Below are 19,686 nucleotides of genomic sequence, written 5' to 3'. Positions count from 1 at the left end.
CTTCGCGCGACCGCAAGCTAACCCACCCTACGGCACCGTCTTCGAGGCTGGCCCTACGCCACGCTCTCCAGAAACGCCTCTTCTGCGGCATGAACCGCATCGGGCGTGCCGACATGCATCCAGACGCCGTCGAGGCGGAGGCCGAACAGCCGCTCCTGCTCGTTGGCGCGATCGAACATTTTCGTCAGCGAGAACTCGCCCTGAGGGGCGTCGGTGAAAATCGAGGGGGAGAGAATTGCGGCGCCCGCGTAAACGAACGGGACGACCTCTTTTTCCTTGCGCTTGCGCAGGGCGCCGTCGGGCAGCATGCCGTAATCGCCACGGCCGCTATAGCCGATGCTGGTCGCTGTCGGCGCCATCAGGAGCAGGATGTCCATGCGCGCGGGATCGAAATTTTCAGCAAGCCGGGCAAGATTCGAGCGCACGCCGTCGATCCACAGCGTGTCGGAATTGACGTGGTAGAACGGGGCATCGCCGAGCAGCGGCAGCGCCTTGACCACGCCACCACCGGTGCCGAGCACCTGGTCGCGCTCGTCCGAGATGGTCACGCACGGATGCTGGCGGGATGCGGTGTGGTCGATGATCTGGTCGGGCAGGTAGTGGACGTTGACCACCGCCTCGGTCACGCCGGCATCGCCGAGCTTGTCGAGCACGTGGTCGAGCAGCGGTTGGCCCGCCACCGGCACGAGAGGCTTCGGCATCTTGTCCGTCAGCGGACGCATGCGCAGGCCGAACCCTGCGGCGAGCACCATGGCTTTGGTCGGTTTGACGGACATCGTTTGCCTTCTCGGATCAGTCTTTCTCAGCCTTTCGACTCAGAACATTTGGATTTCGCGTTCGCAGCAATCTAGCACGGACCGTAATCAGCCGCACCGCGTCTTAACCGCCTTAACCGCCTGCGGTGACGGTTGTACGACGAGTGTTGCGCTCACGCCCCGACGGCTGTGGAGCGCGACTTTTTCTTCTTGTCCCCGATCTTGAGGAAATTGACGCCGATCTGGTCGCCATTGACCCAGGCCAGTTCGCAGCGCCGGTACGCAAGTCCGGTGGACGACAACAGCAGAAAAAACTCCTTCAGATGCAGGCCCTCGACCGAGCCGTCGATGGTCAGCTTGGCGCCGCTCTCGGAGACGTCCTCCATGGTGCAGTCGCGTCGCCAGGTGCCGTCGATCCCCATCATCTGGGCCGCAATCCCGCGTTCGAAAACAACCCGGCTGTTGCCACGCTGGTCCGTCTTGACCGCCATCTGCCTCTGCTCCAGCCCCGTATTTGTCCGGCGGCCTGCGGGCGATGATACCGATGCGATGGCTAACAGCCGGTAAATCAGGTTCCCGATTTGGGGGGCGGGACGTTGGCGAGATACCAGTCGCGCAAAGAGCCAAGCGCGGGATGCGCCAGCGAGCGCTGGAGGTAGGTCCAGATTCGCGGCTGGTGACGCAGGTAATGCGGCTTACCGTCGCGGCGGTTGAGCCGGGCGAAGGTGCCGAGCAGACGCGTGTTCCGCTGCGCGGACATGATGGCGTAGAGCTCGGCGAAGCCGGCGGCATCGAAGCTCGCATCGGCCGCGCGCCGCGCCTTGATGTAGCGCGACAGCAGCGTCAGCTCGATGTTTTCGGGGACGTCGATGCGCGCGTCCTGGAGCAGCGAGACGACGTCGTAGGATTGCGGACCCAGCACGGTGTCCTGGAAATCGATCACGCCGACCCGCGCGATGCCGGTGCGGTCTGCGAGCCAGATCAGATTGGGCGAGTGATAGTCGCGGATGATCCACGTCTTCGGCGCCGCCAGCGGCTTCTTCAGCAGCTCGCGCCACATCGCGAAAAATTCGTCGCGCTTGTCGTCGCTCAGCGGCGCGTTGCGGTCCGGCAGGTACCATTCCGGCATCAATCCGATTTCGATCAGCAGCGCGTCGGTGTCGAAGACCGGAATGGCGTAGGTCTGATCCGCCAGCGGCAGCGTCTCCGGCAGCGTCTTGCCATGCAGCAGCGCCAGCGCGTCGATCGCGGCCTCGTAGCGCTCGGGAATCGGACGCGGCGGATCGCCCTCGATCACGCCTTCGCTGCCGAAGTCCTCGCTGATCAGGAAGCCGTGGTCGAGATCGGAATGATGGATTTTCGGCGCAGAGAGTCCCTGCGCGCGCAGGCCTTCGTCGACGGCAACGAACGGCCTGATGTTCTCGGCCAGATGCACGGCGGCGCTGTAGGACTTTCCGTCGTAGATCGCAGCGCCATCGGGCCGCTGCGGAGAGTTCATGAGGATGACGATTCCGTCGTCACGCAGCAGCCGCGCATAGGAGCGCGTCGAGGCATCGCCGGCCATGCGCTTGCGCGTGGCATCGATGTAGCCGGATGCGTCGAGGAATTCACGCAGAGCTTTCAGCCGCGCGACAATGGCGGCGGCCTTGCCATGACCGGTGATGTCGGCGGCCCGTGCATTCGAGCCCAGTGCGGGCCGGTGCGTCAACGCGATGTCGATGCGGTCTTGCGGCATTGCCGATGGCGCGCGCTCCGGCCACTCGATCAGCACGAGCGTGGCATCGGGGAGCGGCGACAGGCCGATCTCCTCGAGCTCGCTCTCGTCCTCGACGCGGTAGAGGTCGGCATGCATCACAGGGAATGGCGGCAACTCATAGCCCTGCACCAGCGTGAAGGTCGGACTCGGCACCTCCAGCTCATCGTCGCCGGCGAGGTAGCGGATCATGGCGCGGGCGCCGGCTGTCTTGCCCGCGCCGAGATCGCCGGTCAGCGTGATGACGTCACCCGGACCCACCAGCAGCGCGAGGTCGGCCATCAATTGCGCAGTCGCCGTCTCGTTGTGAAGCGCGACGGAGAATGTGGTGGGCGCGATCATTCGGCGGCGTCGCGATGCGCCGCCTGGTCGGTCGGGAAATCGCAGATCACGACCGTGCCGCGGCCGACGATCGAATCCACCCGCACCTTGCCGCCATGCAGCTCGACGAAGGAGCGCACCAGCGACAGGCCGAGCCCGGCGCCGCGGTGACGCGAGCCCTGCGAGCGGCTTTCGAACCAGTTGAACACCTTGTCCTTCATGTCGGCAGGTATTCCAGGCCCGGAATCTGTCACGGTGAAGACCACACTGCGTTCAGTTCGGCGCGCGCTGATGCCGACGGTGGAATCCTGTGGAGAAAACCCAACGGCGTTGGCGAGGAGGTTGTAGAGCACCTGCACCACGCGCTTCTCGTCGCCGACGAAATTGCCGACATCGGGCGCGATCTCGACCTTGAGGCGGATGCGATCGGTGGCGAGGCGGTCCTGGATGCCTTCGGCGGCGAGCTCGATGGTCTTGCTGACGTCGACGGGCCCAAGTTCCAGCTTCATCGCACCGGCGTCGATGGTGGCGAGATCGAGGATGTTGTTGGTCAGCGCCAGCAGCGCGTTGGTCGATTTAGTGACGTAGTCGAGATACTCCGCCTGCTTCGGCGTCAGCGGCCCGGTCGAGGGATCGCTGAGGAAATGCGCGAAGCCGATGATGGTGGTGAGCGGCGAGCGCAGCTCGTAGGAGACGTGGTGGACGAAATCCACCTTCATCTGGTCGGCGGTCTCCAGCGCCTCGTTGCGCTCGCGCAGCGCGCGCTCGACGTTCTCGGTGTCGGTGATGTCCTGGAACGTCAGCATGGTCGCGCCGTCGGGCAGCGGCCGGATCATGCCGTCGAGCACGCTGCCGTCCTTGCGCTCCAGCTTCAGCGGCACGTCGGCGCGGTTCTCGATCGTGGTGATGGCTTCGCGGATCTGGCGCCAGACCGCGGGCTCGTCGAACAGCTGATGGCACCAGCCCTCGACGGTCTGGATGTGCGGCTCGTCGCGCATGGCATCGCTCGACAGCTTCCACATCCGGACGAAGGCCGGGTTGAACAGTTGCGCCTTGCCGTTGCTGCCGAACACCGCGACGCCCTCGGCGAGGCTGTCCAGCGTCTCGCGCTGGACCCGGAGCATGCCGTCGAAGCGGCGGGCGAGCTGGAGGCTCTCGGTGACGTCGTCGAACAGATAGGTGACCCCGCCTTCGGGGTTCGGCGTGGTAACGACCGAGATGGCGCGGCCGTCCGGCAAATACCAGGTGTCCTTTGCGGCCTCGACCGCGCGATAGGCCTCGTGCAGCTTGGCCTTCCAAGTGCGGAAATCCGGCTGTTCCTGCAATTTGCGCCCGGCGCGCAGCTGGTCGAGCACGCTGGAATCATCGGGATGGGCATCGAGGAAGGTGCGGTCGAGGTCCCACAGCCGCCGGTAGGAATCGTTGTAGAAGGCGAGCCGGCGCTGGCCGTCGAACACGGCAACGCCCGAGGAGAGCTGGTCGAGCGTGCGGCGATGCGCTTCCGCCATCCGCACCAGCGCCGAACTCAGTCCGTCCGCTTCACTGGCGTCGATGGCGACGCCGACACTGCCGCTGCCGACATTGACGGCGCGCACGTCATAGATGCGCCGCTCGCCGCCGATCACGATCGGCAGTCGCGAGGTGAAATTGGCGGCGTCCTTCAGGCCCCGCTCCATCGCGGTGCGGTCGGCACTGTCGAGCAGCTCGAGCTTGCGCTCCTGCGCGTCGGCGACGCTGCTGGCCTCGGTCGCGCGGACATAGGCCGGATTGGCGAAAGTGAGCGCACCGTTCTCGGACTTGGCCCAGATCGGCCAGGGCGCGGCGGTAGCAAAGCCGCGCAGCATTTCGGTCTCGTCGGACAGCGCCTTGTAGCGCAGATTGGTCTCGGCCAGATCGCGACGGAGCCCCGAGAGTTCGCGAATCCTGACAATGGCCTGGCCGCCGATGGCGCGGCCGATGGCCTCCAGCGTGTGGCCATGCGCGGTGGTCAGCGTCATCTGGAACCCGTCGCCGCGCTCGCGCAGCGCATCGACCGCGTGGTCCATCTGCAGCGCAGGTTCCGGCGGCAGCCAGGTTCCGAACGCGAGCACGCGCTGCGGGGTCGGATCGCGCGGCAGCACCAGGGCGATGTCGCCGGAGATCTGCGCGCGGTTATCGCCGGCCGGCCAGGAGATCAGGATTTGCGGCTCGGCGAACAGCAGCGCGCCGAAGCGATCGGACTGGAGCTGGAGTTCCCGGACGCGCGCACGCAGCCGCGCTTCGTTCTTCGCCGTGCGCACGCGGGTGCGCATCAGCAGGATCGCGGCCACGACCGAGAAGCCGAGCAGCGCCAGCGCGGTGGCGAGCACCGCGAGTTCCTGCCGGTTGAAGTCCAGCATTATCGAGAGTGTGTCGATGAAATCGGCGGCCTCGGCCGGCGCAGCCGGCAGCAGCGCTGCGAGAGCGCCTCCCAGCAGGCCGTTGCGTGCCAACGAGGTGCACGACAACAGCGTCCGACGCATCGACACGATCACGCCTGACATAGTTGCCCCAAGACCGCACAGATTTACGCGCGACGACCCCCGTCACGCGCGCGAATCAAACGACAATACCCTCACCGTGACTCCAGCGGTAAGAGTCCAGATCGTGAACGCAAAGGCGGCCCGAAAAAAATGCAGGGAGAGGCGTTCCCGGCTCACGTAGTTCCGCGGGTGATTCGGTTGGCGGTACCGTGTGTTAGCGGCCGGTCGAGCCGAAACCGCCGGCGCCGCGATCGGTCGCGGACAATGTCGCGACGGGAACCAGCGCGGCCTGCAACACGGGCGCGATGACCATTTGCGCGATGCGCTCGCCGCGCTTGATCACGAAGGTTGCCTGGCCGTGATTGATCAGGATCACCTTGATCTCGCCGCGATAGTCCGCGTCGATCGTGCCCGGCGAGTTCAGCACGGTGACGCCGTGCTTGGCGGCGAGCCCTGAGCGCGGCCGCACCTGCGCCTCGTGCCCCGGCGGCAGCGCGATCGCCAGCCCCGTCGGCACCAGCGCATATTGGCCGGGGGCGAGCGTCATCGGCTCGTTGTCCGGCACCGCGGCCATCAGATCGAGACCGGCAGCCTCGGCGGTCTGATAGGCCGGCAGCGGCAGGCCTTCGGCGTGGGCCAGCTGTTGGAGTTCGACCGTGACTTTCGTGCTCAAGATGCCGGCTCCGGGGCTCTGTCGTCGAGGGATTTGCCGGTCACGCTCTCTGCGACATGCGCGACCAGCTCGATGGCGACCTGTTCCTTGGTCATCACCGGCCAGGAATCAACGGCGATCTCACCATTCTTGCGGGTTATCAAATGCACGGTGTTGCGGTCGCCGCCCATCACGCCGGTGGCCGGCGAGACGTCATTGGCGACGATCCAGTCGCAGCCCTTGCGGGCGAGCTTTGATTTTGCGTTGTCGATGAGATGTTCGGTCTCGGCGGCGAAGCCGATCACCAGCGGCGGGCGCTTGTCGGTCAGCTTCGAGATGGTCGCGAGAATGTCGGGGTTCTCGACCAGCTGGAGCGGCGGCATGCCGGCCGAGTTCTTCTTCAGCTTCTGCTCACCTTCATTGACGACGCGCCAATCGGCAACGGCTGCCGCGAAGATCGCGATGTCGGCAGGAAGGGAGGCCTGCACTTGCTCCAGCATCTGCCGTGCGGATTCGACGTGCTTGACGGTGACGCCGGCGGGATCGTCGAGATCGACCGGACCGCTCACCAGAATCACCTCGGCGCCCGCGGCCTGTGCGGCGGCGGCAATGGCAAAGCCCTGCTTGCCCGAAGAACGATTGGCGATGTAGCGCACCGGATCGATCGGCTCGTGCGTCGGACCTGCGGTGATCAGCACGCGCTTGCCGGCGAGTGGACGCGGCACCGGCGGCCGCAGCAGCCGCTCGGTGGCGGTGGCAATCTCGATGGCTTCCGACATGCGGCCGACACCGGCTTCACCCGCTTCGGCCATCTCGCCGGAATTCGGTCCGATCAGCACCACGCCGTCGCGTTGAAGCTGCGCGACGTTGCGGCGCGTCGCCGCGTTGTTCCACATCAGTGGATTCATCGCCGGTGCGATTAGCACCTTGCGATTGGTCGCGAGCAGGATGGCGCTGGCGAGATCGTCGGCATGACCGTTGGCCATCTTGGCCATCAGATCGGCGGTCGCAGGCGCCACCACGATCAGGTCGCACTCGCGCGCCAGGCGGATGTGGCCAGCATCGAACTCGCTCTGGGGGTCGAACAGATCGGTATGGACGCGCTCATGAGAGAGGGCGCTGACCGAAAGCGGGGTGACGAACTGCTGGGCGGCCTTGGTCAGCACACAGCGAACCTCGATCCGCCGCTCTTTTAGTCGACGGATCAGATCCAGCGACTTGAAAGCGGCGATGCCGCCGCCGATGATCAGGGTGACACTGGCTTCGGGGACCGCGCCGGTGCGCTGGGGCGTGGGGGCGGTGGATGCCGCGGGTGGCGCCGAAAATGGTGTCAGCGGCTCCTCGCGGCCCTCGATCAGCTCCCGCAGGATGACTCTGACTTCTTCCTCGACCGACCTGTGGTTCTTGGCCGAGCGCAGGCGCAGATAGGTTTTGACGCCCTCGTCGAGCTTACGGATGGTCAGGCTTGCCATGACGCCCCTCCAGCACGGAATGATAGCGATGCTATCATTCGCTTGATTGCACTGCAATCAAATCATCTGGAAAATCAGAGATTCCGGACGGCGATCAGGATTCCGATGAAGGTCGCCGCGATGATCCAGAGCGCCACGGTGCGCCAGCGGTTCTTGCGGCCTTCACTGCGGCCCATCGCGGCGATGCTCTCCGGCGACAGGCGGATGCCCTCCCGCGTCATGGTCTCCAGCTGTTCGAGCACCAGGACGGAGCGCTGCGCGATGTCGGGCAGGCGCATCAGCACGCGGGCAAGGTCGCCGCCGCCGGCAAACGCGCCCTGCACCCGGCCGATCGGGCCGAGATTGCGCTCGATCCATTCGCGCACGACGGGGTCGGCGACTTTCCAGATGTCGAGCCTGGGATCGAAGCCGCGCGCCACGCCTTCGACCACCACCATGGTCTTCTGGAGCAGGATCAGCTCCGGCCGCGTCGTCATGTCGAACAGGCCGGTGACCTCGAGCAGCAGCGTCAGCAGCCGCGCCATCGAAATCTCTTCGGCCGTGCGATTATGGATCGGCTCGCCGATGGCGCGGATGGCTTGCGCAAAGTTCTCGACCGAGTGATGCGCGGGCACATAGCCCGCCTCGAAATGCACCTCGGCGACGCGGCGATAATCGCGGGTGATGAAGCCGAGCAGGATCTCGGCGAGGAAGCGCCGCTCCTTCATGCCGAGCCGGCCCATGATGCCGAAATCGACCGCGACGAGGCGGCCGGCGTCATCGAGGAACAGATTGCCCGGATGCATGTCGGCGTGGAAGAAGCCGTCGCGCAGCGCGTGGCGCAGGAAACTCTGGATCACCTTGCGGCCGAGATCGGGCAGATCGACCTGCGACTCCGCCAGGCGCTTGTGATCGTTCAGCGCGATGCCGTCGATCCATTCCATCGTCAGCACGTTGTGCGTGGTGCGGTCCCAGTCGACGGTCGGCACACGGAAATCAGGGTCGTCGCGCGTGTTCTCGGCCATCTCCGACAGCGCCGCGGCTTCCAGCCGCAGGTCCATCTCCATCGCGACCGAGCGCGACATGGTGTTGATGACTTCGATCAGGCGCAGGCGCCGCGCCTCGGACGAATAGGCCTCGGCCTTGTGCGCGACGAAGAAGAAATCGGAGAGATCGCGGCGGAAGCGCGTGGCCACGTTGGGCCGCAGCACTTTGACGGCGACCGCCTTGCGGATGCCGTCGCGCAAGACTTCGCCGCGATGAACCTGTGCGATCGAGGCCGCCGCGACCGGCGGACTGAGGCTCGCGAACACATCCGTCAGCGGCCGTTCCAGCGACGTCGCGATCGCGGCTTCCGCTTCGGCCTGCGAGAACGGCGGCAGGCGGTCCTGCAGGCTTTCGAGGTCGCGCGCCATCATGACGCCGACGACGTCGGGCCGGGTCGCCAGGAATTGTCCGAGCTTGAGATAGGCCGGGCCCATCCGCGTCAGCGCGCGCGAGATCCGCGGGCCGTGCTTCGGGCCGCGCCGCTCGACGAGGCGCGCAAGCTTGAGCGCAAGCTGTCCGGGCGCCGGCACCAGGCTCGGATCGACCGAGCCGAACACGCCTTCGCGCGCAAAGACAAACGCGGCGCGGATCAGGCGCGCAGTGTGGGTGATGGCAGAGATCACAAACGCCAGCCCGAATGCAGTGCGACGATGCCGCCGGACAAGATCTGGTGGTTCACGCGGGCGAAGCCGGCGTCGCGGATCATGTCGGCGAAGGCATTGGGCTTGGGAAACTTGCGGATCGACTCGACGAGATACTGGTAGGACTCGGCGTCTCCCGTGACCATGCGCCCGAGCGGCGGGATCACCTTGAACGAGAACAGATCGTAGATCCGGTCGAGCCCGGGCATCTCGACGGTCGAGAATTCCAGGCACAGGAAGCGGCTGCCGGGCTTGAGCACGCGATAGGCCTCGGCCAGCGCCTTGTCGATCTGCGGCACGTTGCGAATGCCGAAAGCGATCGTATATGCGTCGAAGCTGCGGTCGGCGAAGGCGAGCGCCTCGGCATTGCCTTCGACGAAATCGACCTGGGTGTCGAGATGGCGCTTGGCGGCGCGCTCGCGGCCGACGTCGAGCATCCCGGAATTGATGTCGCAGACGGTGGCATGGAAGCCCGAGCCTGCCGCCTTGGCGGCGCGGAACGAGATGTCGCCGGTGCCGCCGGCCACGTCGAGCAACGCGAACGGCCGGTCGCCCCTGGGCGGGTTCAGCGCGTTGATCATGATGTCCTTCCAGACCCGGTGCAGGCCCCCGGACATCAAATCGTTCATCAGGTCATAGCGCGACGCCACGCTGTGAAACACATCGTTCACCAGCGTCTGTTTGTCCCCCAGGGGAACGTCTTTGAAGCCAAAATGCGTGGTTTCGCCCGGCCGATCCATTACTCTACTCCACTGGGCGGACCATAGCCCGCCCGCCGCAATGGCGCTATCACACCGCCCTCATAAGGTGAATGCCCGACCATGCCCGAATTGCCCGAAGTCGAGACCGTCCGCCGCGGCCTTCAGCCCGTCATGGAGGGCGCGAAAATCCTGGTCGCGGAGGCCCGCCGGCCGGATCTGCGCTTCCCGTTCCAGCCGGATTTCGTGGCCCGGCTCCAGGGCCAGGTCGTCACTGGGCTCGGCCGCCGTGCAAAATATCTCATGGCCGATCTCGCCTCCGGCGACGTGCTGCTGATGCATCTGGGCATGTCGGGCTCGTTCCGCGTCATCAAGCCGGACAACGAGGCGGCGCCCGGTGAGTTTCACTATCCGAAGGGCAAGGATTCCACGCACGACCACGTGCTGTTCCGGATGTCCTCCGGTGCCGACATCGTCTTCAACGACCCGCGCCGTTTCGGTTACATGAAAGTGATCGCGCGCAACGCGATCGAGGACGAGCCGCTGCTGCGCGGCCTCGGTCCCGAGCCACTCGGCAACGAATTCGACGCGGCGATGCTGGCGCGGTCCTGCGAGGGCAAGAAGACCAACTTGAAGGCGGCGCTGCTCGACCAACGCGTGGTGGCGGGGCTTGGCAACATCTACGTCTGTGAGGCCCTGCACCGCTCGCATCTGTCGCCGCGACGGATCGCCGCGACGCTGTCGACCAAGAAGAGCGAGCCCACGGATCATGCCAAGCGATTGGTCGGTGCGATCCACACCGTGCTGAACGACGCCATCAAGGCCGGCGGCTCGTCACTGCGCGACCATCGCCAGACCTCCGGCGAGCTCGGCTATTTCCAGCATTCGTTCAAGGTCTATGACCGTGAAGACGAGAAATGTACGACGCCGAAGTGCGGGGGGACGGTGAAGCGATTCACCCAGAACGGCAGATCGACCTTCTGGTGCCCGAAATGTCAGAAGTGAGAGGGATAGCAGCCGGGAGGCTGTGAGTCCCGGTGGGACAACAGACCCACCACGTCATTGCGAGCGCAGCGAAGCAATCCAGAATCCCTCCGCGGAAAGACTCTGGATTGCTTCGCTGCGCTCGCAATGACGGGTGGATGGAACGTCCGAAAAAGCACGAAGCAATCCGGCCGGGCTGGCGGCCGGATTGCTTCGTCGCTAGCGGCCCCTCCGGATGGCGAAGGGCCGGCTGTCGTCTGAGCGATGCCCGCTCAGGACGCCAGTGTTTCGTCTGCCGCAAGCTCGGTGGCGACGTGCAGCATGCCGTCCGCGGCCGAGATGACCTGGTCGATCAGCACATTGGTGGTGGCTTCGAGCTCGAGCCGGGTCTCGACCCAGCGCCAGAGGCCACGGATCTCGTCCGCCGACTTGCCGTTCGGCGCGAATTCGCTGACGGCGAGACCTGAGGCGAGCGAGTCCTGATGGTCGTTGCGCATCACGATCAGCGGGCGCGCGAGCACCTCGGCGAGATCGAGCGCAGCTTCCTCGGCGAGGGTGTTGGCGGCGTTGTCGATGCGCTGGCCGCGGATCGGCGTCTGGTTCAGCACGAAGCTGTAGGGACGCTTCCAGGCGCGGGCGACGCTCAGCGTCGAGACGGTGGCCTCGATGTCGGCGACGCTCGGGCGGGCCGGGATCAGGCAGAGGTCGGAATGTCGGATCGCAGCCGTGGTCGCGGCGCTCAGGCCGGCCGCGGTGTCGACGATCGCGAGCTGGAGGCCGCTGTCGGCCAGCATCTTCATGCGCGGTTCGATGTCGGCGGCATGATAGATCGGCTCGACGACGACATCGTCATTGTTGCGACGGCGGGCCCAGTTGGACAGGGTGCCCTGCGGGTCGGTTTCGATAAGGCGGACGGTGAAGCCGGCCTGCTTGGCAGCCAGCGCGAGGCCGATGGCGAGCGTGCTCTTGCCACTGCCGCCCTTTTGGGTGGCCAGTACGATCGTGTGCATTGGAAGATGAATCCTTTGGAGTGCCAGGGTCTAGGGGAAACGCCACGCGAACGTGCATCGCTTCTCGATGCTGAGCTCTTCTCGCTCAGGACGTGCCCTGCCCGATCCAAAGGGGACCGCGGATGTCCGAATCAACGCTAACGATGATGGCAGAATCGGGAATGCCAGCTAATCCGTACCACTACTGGACCCGTAATTGTGCCTATGATGTGCTCGCCGCCGTGAACAAGAGGGACGAGCGGCATGAGCGGCAACTGGCGCGACCGGACGGCAACGAGTTTTGAATGCCAGAAGATGCCGGCGGTTTCGAGCCGCGGCATGGTGGTGAGCAACCATCCGCTGGCGTCCAGCGCCGGCGCCGAGATGCTGGCGGCCGGTGGCAACGCCATCGATGCCGCGATCGCGACCCTGTTCACGCTGACCGTGGTCGAGCCCATGATGGTCGGCATCATCGGCGGCGGCATGGCGCATATCCGCCTCGCCGACGGCAGCCACCGCTTCATCGACGGCCAGAGCACGGTGCCGGCTTCGGTGCGCGACACCACCTACAGCTCGAAGCCGGGCTCGGCGCATGACGTGTTCGACACCGTCGGCAACGAGAACCTCAATGGGACGAAGGCGGTCGCGACGCCGGGGTCGCTGAAAGCCTGGTGCGAGACGCTGCGCCGGTTCGGCACCATGAGCCTCGCAGACGTCATGCAGCCGGCGATCAAGCACGCCGCGCGCGGCTATGCGGCGACGCCTTATTTGCACGAATGTATCAGCGAGAGCGCCGCCGAGATGCGGAAGGACAAGCCGATCGCGGCGATCTACTTGCCGAACGGCGAACCTTTGAAAGTCGGCGCGCGCGTGGTGCAGGCCGAATACGCCGAGACGCTGCGCTATATCGCCGATCATGGCGAGCAGGCGCTCTACGAGGGCCCGCTCGGCGACATCCTCGCCGACTACATGGAGAAGAGCGGCGGCTTCATCCGCCGTAACGATCTCACGGCTTACAAGACCGTCGAGCGGCAGCCGATCCGCGCCGACTATCGCGGCTGGACCATCTTCGGCCCGCCGCCGCCCGCGGCCTCCGGCGTGCACATCGCGCAAATGCTCAACATCCTGGAAGGCTACGATATCGGCGGCCTCGGCTTCGGCACATCGGAGACCATCCACTATCTCGCCGAGGTCCTGAAGATCGCCTTTGCCGATCGCGCCGCGGCCAGCGGTGACCCCGATTATGTCGGCGTGCCCGTGGAAAAGCTGACGTCCAAGGCCTACGCGGAGGAGCGCCGCCGCGCCATCGATCCGTCGCGGGCGCAGGCTTTTGGCGCCGGCGTGTCGCAGCTCGAAAGCGCGCACACCACGCACATGACGGCGGCAGATTCTTTTGGAAACGTGGTCGCGACGACGCAGACCATCAACAATCTGTTCGGCGCCAAGATCATGATCCCGGGCCTGGGCGCCATCGCCAACAATTACATGAACCTGTTCGATCCGCGTCCCGGCCATGCGCTGTCGCTGGCGCCGGGCAAGCGCGTGACGACCTCGATGTCGCCGATGATGGCGATACGCGACGGCAAGCTGCGCTATGCGCTCGGCCTGCCCGGTGGCAAACGCATCTTCCCGAGCGCGATGCAGGCACTGGTCAATTTGATCGACCATGGCATGAGCTTGCAGGAGGCGGTCGAGGCGCCGCGCGTCTGGACCGAGGGCAACGCGCTCGAGGTCGAACAGGCGGTGCCGGAGAGCGTGCGTGCAAAGCTCGCGGCGCTTGGCCACAAGGTCCAGCCCGTCGCGACGGTCGCGGGCGGCATGAACGGCATTGCCTTCCACGACGACGGCACCATGACCGGCGCCGCCTGCTGGCGCGCGGACGGCACGCCGGTGGGGATTTCAGGCGGGCTCGCGAAGAGCGGGATCAGGTTCAGGCTGAGCTAAAGCACGTTGAAATGGAGCGCGAGCAACCAGCTGCGGGCTCGGTCTAACCTCTCCCGCTTGCGGGAGAGGTCGGCGCGCCCCGTGCGCCGGGTGAGGGTTCTTTCCTCTTGGGGAGTGTCTCGTTGGGGAGACACCCTCTCCCCAACCCTCTCCCGCAAGCGGGCGAGGGGGCGCACTTTCTGTGCGGCGTCTACTTCCGCACGCAGATCACGCGGACGACCGCCGCCTTCGCATCGGTCGACGTGCCGTTCGCCGCAACGCCCTTCGCCTTCAGGAAATCGCGCACGGTTTCCGCCGAGACCATCACCGCCTGCGACGCCGGTACCGATGTGGCGGGGCCCGCGACCATCGTCGGCTTGAGCAGCGCGACGCCGGCGAACTTGCCGTCGCCATCGATCGCCGGACCGCCGGAAAATCCGACCGCCGGTGGTGGTGACAGCGCGGAATCGCTTGACGTGACCGGCGCCAGTGCGCCCTTGAGGTTTGAGATGCCCGCCGCGCCGCCCTGGCTTTGGGGATCGGCGATGCCGACGACATCGACGTTCGTCTTTGCCGCGCCGCCTGCGAGGCTGAGCGGCTTCAGGCCGCGTGCGCCGTAGATGTGCAGCAGCGCGAGATCGTGTTCCTTGTCCTCGGCGAGACGGTCGGCGCTGCCATAGCCGGCGATCGTGATGGCGAGGCAGCTGTCGGTGACGAGGCGGTCGGTGACGATCGCGCCGTCGTCGCTGACGACGATGCCGGTGCCGTATTCGACGGTCTTGCGCGGCGGCGGTCCGGCCTGCGGCCCCGTCGGAAACGCATTGAACGCGCTCGACATCGCGATCACGACGGGCTCGACCGTGTTCTCGGTCGCCTGGTCATAGAGGATCGTCATGATGCGGACTTCGTCGCCCTTGAACGTGCCGCGCACGTAGAATTTCTTCAGGCCCTGTAACCCTGAAAGCACGAAGAAGTCGGGCTTCACCACGGTGTAGTCGACCTTGCGGTTCGGCTCCTTCTTCTCCGCGTCCGCGAGCTTTGCCGTGGTCGGGCCTGCCTCCTTGCGTCGGCTGAGCACCACCTGCACCGTGCCGGTCGGCGAGGTCCATTTCGAGCCGCTGGCGTCGGTCGCCTGCTGCGGCACGAGCTTGCCGGGAATACCGAGCCGCGCGCCGCTGGTCATCTCGGTCACGATCTTCCAGCCGACGCTGTCCTGCTTGCGCCGCGCGGTCTCGGCGAGCGCGGCGCGCTCCTGCGGATTGAGCACGCCGGTCGGCTTGCCGCCCTTGAGCTTCTGGTATTCCTTGATGGCCTCGACCATCCGCGTGCTGACGTCGCCGGTGATGGCGCCGTTGTACTGGCCGACCCAGGCGAGGTCGGACTGGAGCGCCAGCCGCTCTCCTTGCGTCATGCCGTCTGCCGTCTCCGACGGCGTCTGAAGCGCGGGCGGCTTGATCGGAACGGTCTGGACGACCTTCGGCTTGGTGCCGGGGATCGGTGGCGTCGTCATCTGGGCGTTCGCAGCCGTGGCAGCCGCAAACATCAGTGTTGCCGCAAGCATCGATCTCATGACAAATCCAGCCAGCCCATTGAACGTGCTGCCATTCAAGCACATCTCGTTGGTCGCGAACACTATTGGGGTGGTTCAGGTGGCATAGAAGCCTCGAACTCAGATCCTCATCCTGAGGAGCGGCCGGAAGGCTGCGTCTCGAAGGATGGCCACGGGCGAGAGCCGGGCCTGCATGGTTCGAGACGCGCGTTCCGCGCTCCTCACCATGAGGAGTTGGGGCGAGGGCGTAGCAGGAGTGACGTACGACGATGCTGAGCCCGGACGAACTCGAACGCTATGCCCGCCATATCGTGCTGCGCGATGTCGGTGGCCCCGGCCAGGCTGCGCTGAAGCGGGCTTCCGTGCTGGTGATCGGCGCCGGTGGGCTCGGCGCACCCGCGCTGATGTATCTGGCCGCCGCCGGCATCGGCACGCTCGGCGTGGTCGATGACGATCTGGTGTCGCTGTCCAACCTCCAGCGCCAGGTCATCCACACCACGCCCGATATCGGCCGGCACAAGGTCGAGAGCGCGGCCGAGCGGATCTCGGCGCTCAATCCGCATGTCCGCTTCGTCGGCCACGCCACCTGGCTCAATGCCGACAACGCGCTCAGCCTGATCGGCGACTACGATCTCGTGCTCGATGGTTCCGACAATTTCTCGACGCGTTATCTCGTCTCTGACGCGTGCTTCTTCGCGAAGCGGCCGCTGATCACCGCGGCGCTCGGCACCTTCGACGGCTCGCTCACCACCATCCGCGCGCATGACAAGAACGAGCAGGGCGAATTCAATCCGACCTATCGCTGCCTGTTTCCGGAAGCGCCGCCGCCCGGCACGGTGCCGGCCTGCGCCGAGGCCGGCGTGATGGGCGCGCTGGCGGGCGTGATGGGCTCGATGATGGCGCTGGAGGCGATCCGCGAGATCGTCGGCTTCGGCGAGGGCCTCGTCGGCCGTCTCCTGATGATCGATGCGCGCGCGATGCGCTTCGAGACGCTGCGTTACGCGCGCGATCCGGCCAATCCGCTCAATGGCGACGGGCCTGTGATCACCGACCTCAGCGCCCATCGCACCTGATTGCTGCCGTTAGGCCGTGGCCGGTTTCTCGCTGTCGAGATGCGCCATCTGCTCGGCGGCGTAGCGCGTGCCGGCGGCCACATCGCGCGGGAAGGCTTTTGCCAGCGCTGCCAGATGAGCCTGCGTCAGATTCACCTTCGTTGCGCCGAGTGCTTCGGTGAGACGGTTGCGGGTGCGGGCGCCGACCAGCGGCACGATCGCCTTGTCCTGTGCCGCCACCCAGGCGATCGCGACCTGCGCCGGCGTCGCGCCGATCTCTGTGGCGATCGCGCGGAGCTGCTCCACCAGTGCAAGATTGGTGTCGAGATTTGCGCCCTGGAAGCGCGGCGTCATCAACCGGTAGTCGCGGCCGGCCTTGCCGCTGTCCTTCGACCAATGGCCGCTGATCAGGCCGCGCGCCAGCACGCCGTAGGCGGTGATGCCGATGCCGAGCTCGCGGCAGGTGTCGAGAATGTCGCGCTCGACGCCGCGCTCGATCAGCGAGTACTCGATCTGGAGATCGGCAATCGGATGTACCGCATGCGCGCGGCGGATGGTGTCGGAGCCGACCTCGGACAGGCCGATATGCCTGATATAGCCAGCCTTCACGAGATCGGCGAGGCCGCCGATGGTCTCCTCGATGGGAACGTTCGGGTCGAGACGCGCCGGGCGATAGACGTCGACATAGTCGGTGTCGAGACGCTGCAGCGAATAAGCGAGGAAGTTCCTGGTCGCGGCCGGCCGCGTGTCGATGCCCGCGAACTCGCCGGCCGGACCGCGCAGCGCGCCGTACTTCACGCTGATCTGCACATTGTCGCGCGGCACATCCTTGAGCGCGTCCCGCACCAGCATCTCGTTGTGACCCATGGCGTAGAAGTCGCCGGTGTCGATCAGGGTGATGCCGGCATCGAGCGCCGCATGCACCGTGGCGATGGCCTCGCCGCGATCCGCGTGGCCGTAGACCTCCGACATGCCCATGCAGCCGAGGCCTAGGGCGGAGACGGCCGGGCCGGTCGAACCGAGTTTGCGCTGTTCCATGATGGCTCTCCTCAAAAGCGGCAGGCTGATTGCGCCGCGTGACGAGGCCAGATATGCGCTCGGCTGATTACGCCGATAAGCTGGACAATCCAGAATGACTTGTTCACATTAACGAACAATGGCTGAACCCGATCTGCGCGATCTCGACGTCTTCGTGGCGGTGGCCCGCACCCGCAATTTTCGGCGGGCGGCGATCGAAATTCGGGTGTCGGTGTCGAGCCTTAGCCAGCGGCTACGGGACCTGGAGGAGCGCCTCGGCGTCCGCCTGATGAACCGCACCACCCGCAGCGTCGCCCTGACCGAGGCGGGTGAGCTCCTGCTGTCGCGGATCGCCCCGGCCCTGCGCGATGTCGGCGACGCCCTGGATCAGGTCCGCGGCCTGCGCGAGGTCGCCTCGGGCCGCCTCCGCATCAACGCGCCGCCGCCGGCGGTGGATCTCGTGCTGGCGCCCATGGTCGGGCCGTTCCTTGGTGCCTATCCGCAGGTCGATCTCGATATCGTCTCCGAGAGCGGTTTCGTCGACATTGTGAGCGGGGGCTACGATGCCGGCGTGCGCTATGGCGAGCATCTCGCGCAGGACATGGTGGCGATTCCGCTGAGCGGCCCGCAGCGCTATGTCGTGGTCGCCTCGCCGGATTACATCGCGCGCCGCGGCAAGCCCCGGCATCCGAAGGATCTGCTCGATCACGATTGCATCCGCGCGCGCTATTCGAGCGGCGTCATGCATGACCTGGAGTTCGAGAAAGCCGGCCAGGTCGTGAAGGTCGATCCGCCGGCCAAACTGATCTCGACCAATATGAATCTTGCCATGCACGCCGCGCTCGCCGGCGCGGGCATCTGGGCAAGCCTCGACGGCTATGTCGGTGAAGCCGTGAAATCCGGCGCGCTGGTCAGCTTGATGGAAGACTGGTGCGAGTCGTTTCCCGGACCGTTCCTGTACTATCCAAGCCGGCGGCAGACGCCGCCAGCGCTGCGGGCGTTCATCGATTTCGTTGCGGACTGGCGCAAGCGAAGCACATCGCGAACCTAGACCCTCATGGTGAGGAGGCGCGAAGCGCCGTCTCGAACCATGAAAGGCCCGGCTCTCGCCGATGGCCATCCTTCGAGACGACCGCTGCGCGGTCTCCTCAGGATGAGGGTGGAGGGCTTGTCACGCAGTTAAATTGAGAACTCAGAGCATGCTCGGCAGCACGCGATCCGGCGGCTTGTGGGCGTCGAGGAAGGTGCGGATGTTGATGATGACCTTCTCGCCCATCTCGACGCGGCCTTCGATCGTGGCCGAGCCCATATGCGGCAGCAGCGTCACCTTGCCGGCTTTGGCGAGCCGCACCAGCTTCGGATTCACCGCCGGCTCGTGCTCGTAGACGTCGAGGCCGGCGCCGCCGATCTCGCCGCCTTCGATCAGCTTGATCAGCGTGTCCTCGTCGGTGACCTCGCCGCGCGCGGTGTTGACGATATAGGCGTCCTTGCGGATCAGCTTCAACCGCCGCGCGGAGAGCAGGTGATAGGTCGCGGGCGTGTGCGGACAATTCACCGAGATGATGTCCATCCGCGCCAGCATCTGGTCGAGGCTTTCCCAATAGGTCGCGCCGAGCTCTTCGGCGATCTTCGGGGCGACCGGACGGCGGTTGTGATAGTGGATCTGGAGGCCGAAGGCGCGGGCGCGGCGCGCGACCGCCTGGCCGATGCGGCCCATGCCGATGATGCCGAGGCGTTTGCCGCCGATGCGGTGGCCGAGCATCCAGGTCGGTGACCAGCCCGCCCACGGTTTTCCTTCGGTCAGGATCGACGCGCCTTCGATCATCCGCCGCGGCACGGCCAGGATCAGCGCCATGGTCATGTCGGCGGTGTCTTCGGTCAGAACCTTCGGCGTGTTGGTGACGGTGATGCCACGGGCATGCGCCGCCTCGACGTCGATATTGTCGACGCCGTTGCCGAAATTCGCGATCAGCTTCAGCTTGCAGTCGGGCTGGTTGACGATATCGGCGGTGATGTGGTCGGTGACGGTCGGAACCAGGATGTCGGCCGTGCGCGCGGCTTCGGCGATCTGCTCGGCCGACAGCGGCGTGTCCTCGAGATTGATCCGCGCGTCGAACAGCTCGCGCATCCGGGTCTCGATCGAGTCCGGCAGCTTGCGCGTCACCACGACGAGGGGCTTTTTCTTCACCGTCATGTCCTGCCCTCATGAGGCATTGCAGGCCGCCTCTGTCGCCAAAGGCCGGCCGTTGAGGCCTCATTAACCCGGTTGTTCGACACTGCCCTTTGCCGTGTCTTCCCCGGCGTTTCCTTCAAGCTCTCCCGACATTTCCGGCCGGAAAATCGGGCAAACTGG

The 19,686-nt window shown here is 65.8% G+C and carries 16 protein-coding genes; 4 read left to right on the top strand and 12 right to left on the bottom strand.

The window, feature by feature from the left end; all coding sequences use genetic code 11:
* Positions 1 to 53: 53 nt before the first annotated feature.
* The 8 genes from AB7532_RS00390 to ubiE form a co-directional block, all read right to left on the bottom strand.
* Positions 54 to 776, bottom strand: a complete 723-nt coding sequence (locus tag AB7532_RS00390; RefSeq protein ID WP_441232875.1) for a nucleotidyltransferase family protein — start codon at positions 774 to 776, stop codon at positions 54 to 56.
* A 152-nt stretch (positions 777 to 928) separates the two neighbouring features.
* On the bottom strand, positions 929 to 1,246 hold the full coding sequence (locus tag AB7532_RS00385; protein ID WP_441232874.1) for a PilZ domain-containing protein: 318 nt from the start codon (positions 1,244 to 1,246) through the stop codon (positions 929 to 931).
* Between the two features lie 77 nt (positions 1,247 to 1,323).
* Positions 1,324 to 2,850: a tRNA (adenosine(37)-N6)-threonylcarbamoyltransferase complex ATPase subunit type 1 TsaE gene (tsaE, locus tag AB7532_RS00380; RefSeq protein ID WP_441232873.1), complete on the bottom strand. Its 1,527-nt coding sequence runs from the start codon at positions 2,848 to 2,850 to the stop codon at positions 1,324 to 1,326.
* The gene (locus AB7532_RS00375) at positions 2,847 to 5,351 is read right to left on the bottom strand and encodes an ATP-binding protein (RefSeq protein ID WP_441232872.1); all 2,505 of its coding nucleotides are present in this window, start codon (positions 5,349 to 5,351) and stop codon (positions 2,847 to 2,849) included. The genes tsaE and AB7532_RS00375 overlap by 4 nt, the downstream gene beginning before the upstream one ends.
* Positions 5,352 to 5,544: 193 nt before the next feature.
* Positions 5,545 to 6,003, bottom strand: coding sequence for a dUTP diphosphatase (dut, locus tag AB7532_RS00370; protein WP_441232871.1), 459 nt, complete (start codon positions 6,001 to 6,003; stop codon positions 5,545 to 5,547).
* A complete protein-coding gene (gene coaBC, locus AB7532_RS00365; RefSeq protein ID WP_441232870.1) occupies positions 6,000 to 7,454 on the bottom strand; it encodes a bifunctional phosphopantothenoylcysteine decarboxylase/phosphopantothenate--cysteine ligase CoaBC in 1,455 nt (484 codons plus the stop codon). The genes dut and coaBC overlap by 4 nt, the downstream gene beginning before the upstream one ends.
* A 74-nt stretch (positions 7,455 to 7,528) precedes the next feature.
* Positions 7,529 to 9,103 (bottom strand): 2-polyprenylphenol 6-hydroxylase, encoded by a 1,575-nt coding sequence (gene ubiB / locus AB7532_RS00360; RefSeq protein ID WP_441232869.1) that lies wholly within the window; start codon positions 9,101 to 9,103, stop codon positions 7,529 to 7,531.
* Complete coding sequence (gene ubiE, locus AB7532_RS00355; RefSeq protein WP_441232868.1) at positions 9,100 to 9,861, bottom strand: bifunctional demethylmenaquinone methyltransferase/2-methoxy-6-polyprenyl-1,4-benzoquinol methylase UbiE; 762 nt, start codon at positions 9,859 to 9,861, stop codon at positions 9,100 to 9,102. Before ubiE ends, ubiB begins: the two co-directional genes overlap by 4 nt.
* An 81-nt stretch (positions 9,862 to 9,942) precedes the next feature.
* Here ubiE and mutM point away from each other — a divergent pair, with 81 nt between their 5' ends.
* Positions 9,943 to 10,824: a bifunctional DNA-formamidopyrimidine glycosylase/DNA-(apurinic or apyrimidinic site) lyase gene (gene mutM / locus AB7532_RS00350; protein ID WP_441232867.1), complete on the top strand. Its 882-nt coding sequence runs from the start codon at positions 9,943 to 9,945 to the stop codon at positions 10,822 to 10,824.
* Positions 10,825 to 11,075: 251 nt separating this feature from the next.
* On the opposite strand, the gene AB7532_RS00345 is transcribed toward mutM, so the two are convergent.
* Positions 11,076 to 11,813: a nucleotide-binding protein gene (locus AB7532_RS00345; RefSeq protein WP_441232866.1), complete on the bottom strand. Its 738-nt coding sequence runs from the start codon at positions 11,811 to 11,813 to the stop codon at positions 11,076 to 11,078.
* A gap of 243 nt (positions 11,814 to 12,056) precedes the next feature.
* Between AB7532_RS00345 and ggt the strand changes: the two genes are divergently transcribed.
* The gene (ggt, locus tag AB7532_RS00340; protein WP_441232865.1) at positions 12,057 to 13,736 is read left to right on the top strand and encodes a gamma-glutamyltransferase; all 1,680 of its coding nucleotides are present in this window, start codon (positions 12,057 to 12,059) and stop codon (positions 13,734 to 13,736) included.
* A 190-nt stretch (positions 13,737 to 13,926) separates the two neighbouring features.
* On the opposite strand, the gene AB7532_RS00335 is transcribed toward ggt, so the two are convergent.
* On the bottom strand, positions 13,927 to 15,285 hold the full coding sequence (locus tag AB7532_RS00335) for a serine protease (RefSeq protein ID WP_441232864.1): 1,359 nt from the start codon (positions 15,283 to 15,285) through the stop codon (positions 13,927 to 13,929).
* Between the two features lie 248 nt (positions 15,286 to 15,533).
* On the opposite strand from AB7532_RS00335, the gene AB7532_RS00330 reads away from it, so the two are divergent.
* Positions 15,534 to 16,337: a HesA/MoeB/ThiF family protein gene (locus AB7532_RS00330; RefSeq protein WP_441232863.1), complete on the top strand. Its 804-nt coding sequence runs from the start codon at positions 15,534 to 15,536 to the stop codon at positions 16,335 to 16,337.
* 9 nt (positions 16,338 to 16,346) lie between these two features.
* Here the strand turns inward: AB7532_RS00330 and AB7532_RS00325 are convergent, their stop codons facing one another.
* Positions 16,347 to 17,354 carry an aldo/keto reductase gene (locus AB7532_RS00325; RefSeq protein ID WP_441232862.1) on the bottom strand — a complete coding sequence of 336 codons (1,008 nt, stop codon included), beginning with the start codon at positions 17,352 to 17,354 and terminating at the stop codon, positions 16,347 to 16,349.
* Between the two features lie 118 nt (positions 17,355 to 17,472).
* Here AB7532_RS00325 and AB7532_RS00320 point away from each other — a divergent pair, with 118 nt between their 5' ends.
* Positions 17,473 to 18,384 carry a LysR family transcriptional regulator gene (locus tag AB7532_RS00320; protein ID WP_441232861.1) on the top strand — a complete coding sequence of 304 codons (912 nt, stop codon included), beginning with the start codon at positions 17,473 to 17,475 and terminating at the stop codon, positions 18,382 to 18,384.
* Positions 18,385 to 18,525: 141 nt separating this feature from the next.
* On the opposite strand, the gene AB7532_RS00315 is transcribed toward AB7532_RS00320, so the two are convergent.
* The gene (locus AB7532_RS00315; protein ID WP_441232860.1) at positions 18,526 to 19,527 is read right to left on the bottom strand and encodes a 2-hydroxyacid dehydrogenase; all 1,002 of its coding nucleotides are present in this window, start codon (positions 19,525 to 19,527) and stop codon (positions 18,526 to 18,528) included.
* Positions 19,528 to 19,686 lie beyond the last annotated feature (159 nt).

Origin of the sequence: Bradyrhizobium sp. 930_D9_N1_4 (genome assembly GCF_052076015.1) — a bacterium.
Classification (GTDB): domain Bacteria; phylum Pseudomonadota; class Alphaproteobacteria; order Rhizobiales; family Xanthobacteraceae; genus Bradyrhizobium.
The sequence above is the reverse complement of the archived record's forward strand: the minus strand, read 5'-3'. Positions and strand labels throughout refer to the sequence as shown.

What these genes read in the sequence shown, in the direction of transcription:
- AB7532_RS00390 (WP_441232875.1), bottom strand. Translation starts at nt 776, where the DNA reads ATGTCCGTCAAACCGACCAAAGCCATGGTGCTCGCCGCAGGGTTCGGC.
- AB7532_RS00385 (WP_441232874.1), bottom strand. Translation starts at nt 1,246, where the DNA reads ATGGCGGTCAAGACGGACCAGCGTGGCAACAGCCGGGTTGTTTTCGAA.
- tsaE (WP_441232873.1), bottom strand. Translation starts at nt 2,850, where the DNA reads ATGATCGCGCCCACCACATTCTCCGTCGCGCTTCACAACGAGACGGCG.
- AB7532_RS00375 (WP_441232872.1), bottom strand. Translation starts at nt 5,351, where the DNA reads ATGTCAGGCGTGATCGTGTCGATGCGTCGGACGCTGTTGTCGTGCACC.
- coaBC (WP_441232870.1), bottom strand. Translation starts at nt 7,454, where the DNA reads ATGGCAAGCCTGACCATCCGTAAGCTCGACGAGGGCGTCAAAACCTAT.
- ubiE (WP_441232868.1), bottom strand. Translation starts at nt 9,861, where the DNA reads ATGGATCGGCCGGGCGAAACCACGCATTTTGGCTTCAAAGACGTTCCC.
- mutM (WP_441232867.1), top strand. Translation starts at nt 9,943, where the DNA reads ATGCCCGAATTGCCCGAAGTCGAGACCGTCCGCCGCGGCCTTCAGCCC.
- AB7532_RS00345 (WP_441232866.1), bottom strand. Translation starts at nt 11,813, where the DNA reads ATGCACACGATCGTACTGGCCACCCAAAAGGGCGGCAGTGGCAAGAGC.
- ggt (WP_441232865.1), top strand. Translation starts at nt 12,057, where the DNA reads ATGAGCGGCAACTGGCGCGACCGGACGGCAACGAGTTTTGAATGCCAG.
- AB7532_RS00335 (WP_441232864.1), bottom strand. Translation starts at nt 15,285, where the DNA reads ATGAGATCGATGCTTGCGGCAACACTGATGTTTGCGGCTGCCACGGCT.
- AB7532_RS00330 (WP_441232863.1), top strand. Translation starts at nt 15,534, where the DNA reads ATGCTGAGCCCGGACGAACTCGAACGCTATGCCCGCCATATCGTGCTG.
- AB7532_RS00325 (WP_441232862.1), bottom strand. Translation starts at nt 17,354, where the DNA reads ATGGAACAGCGCAAACTCGGTTCGACCGGCCCGGCCGTCTCCGCCCTA.
- AB7532_RS00320 (WP_441232861.1), top strand. Translation starts at nt 17,473, where the DNA reads ATGGCTGAACCCGATCTGCGCGATCTCGACGTCTTCGTGGCGGTGGCC.
- AB7532_RS00315 (WP_441232860.1), bottom strand. Translation starts at nt 19,527, where the DNA reads ATGACGGTGAAGAAAAAGCCCCTCGTCGTGGTGACGCGCAAGCTGCCG.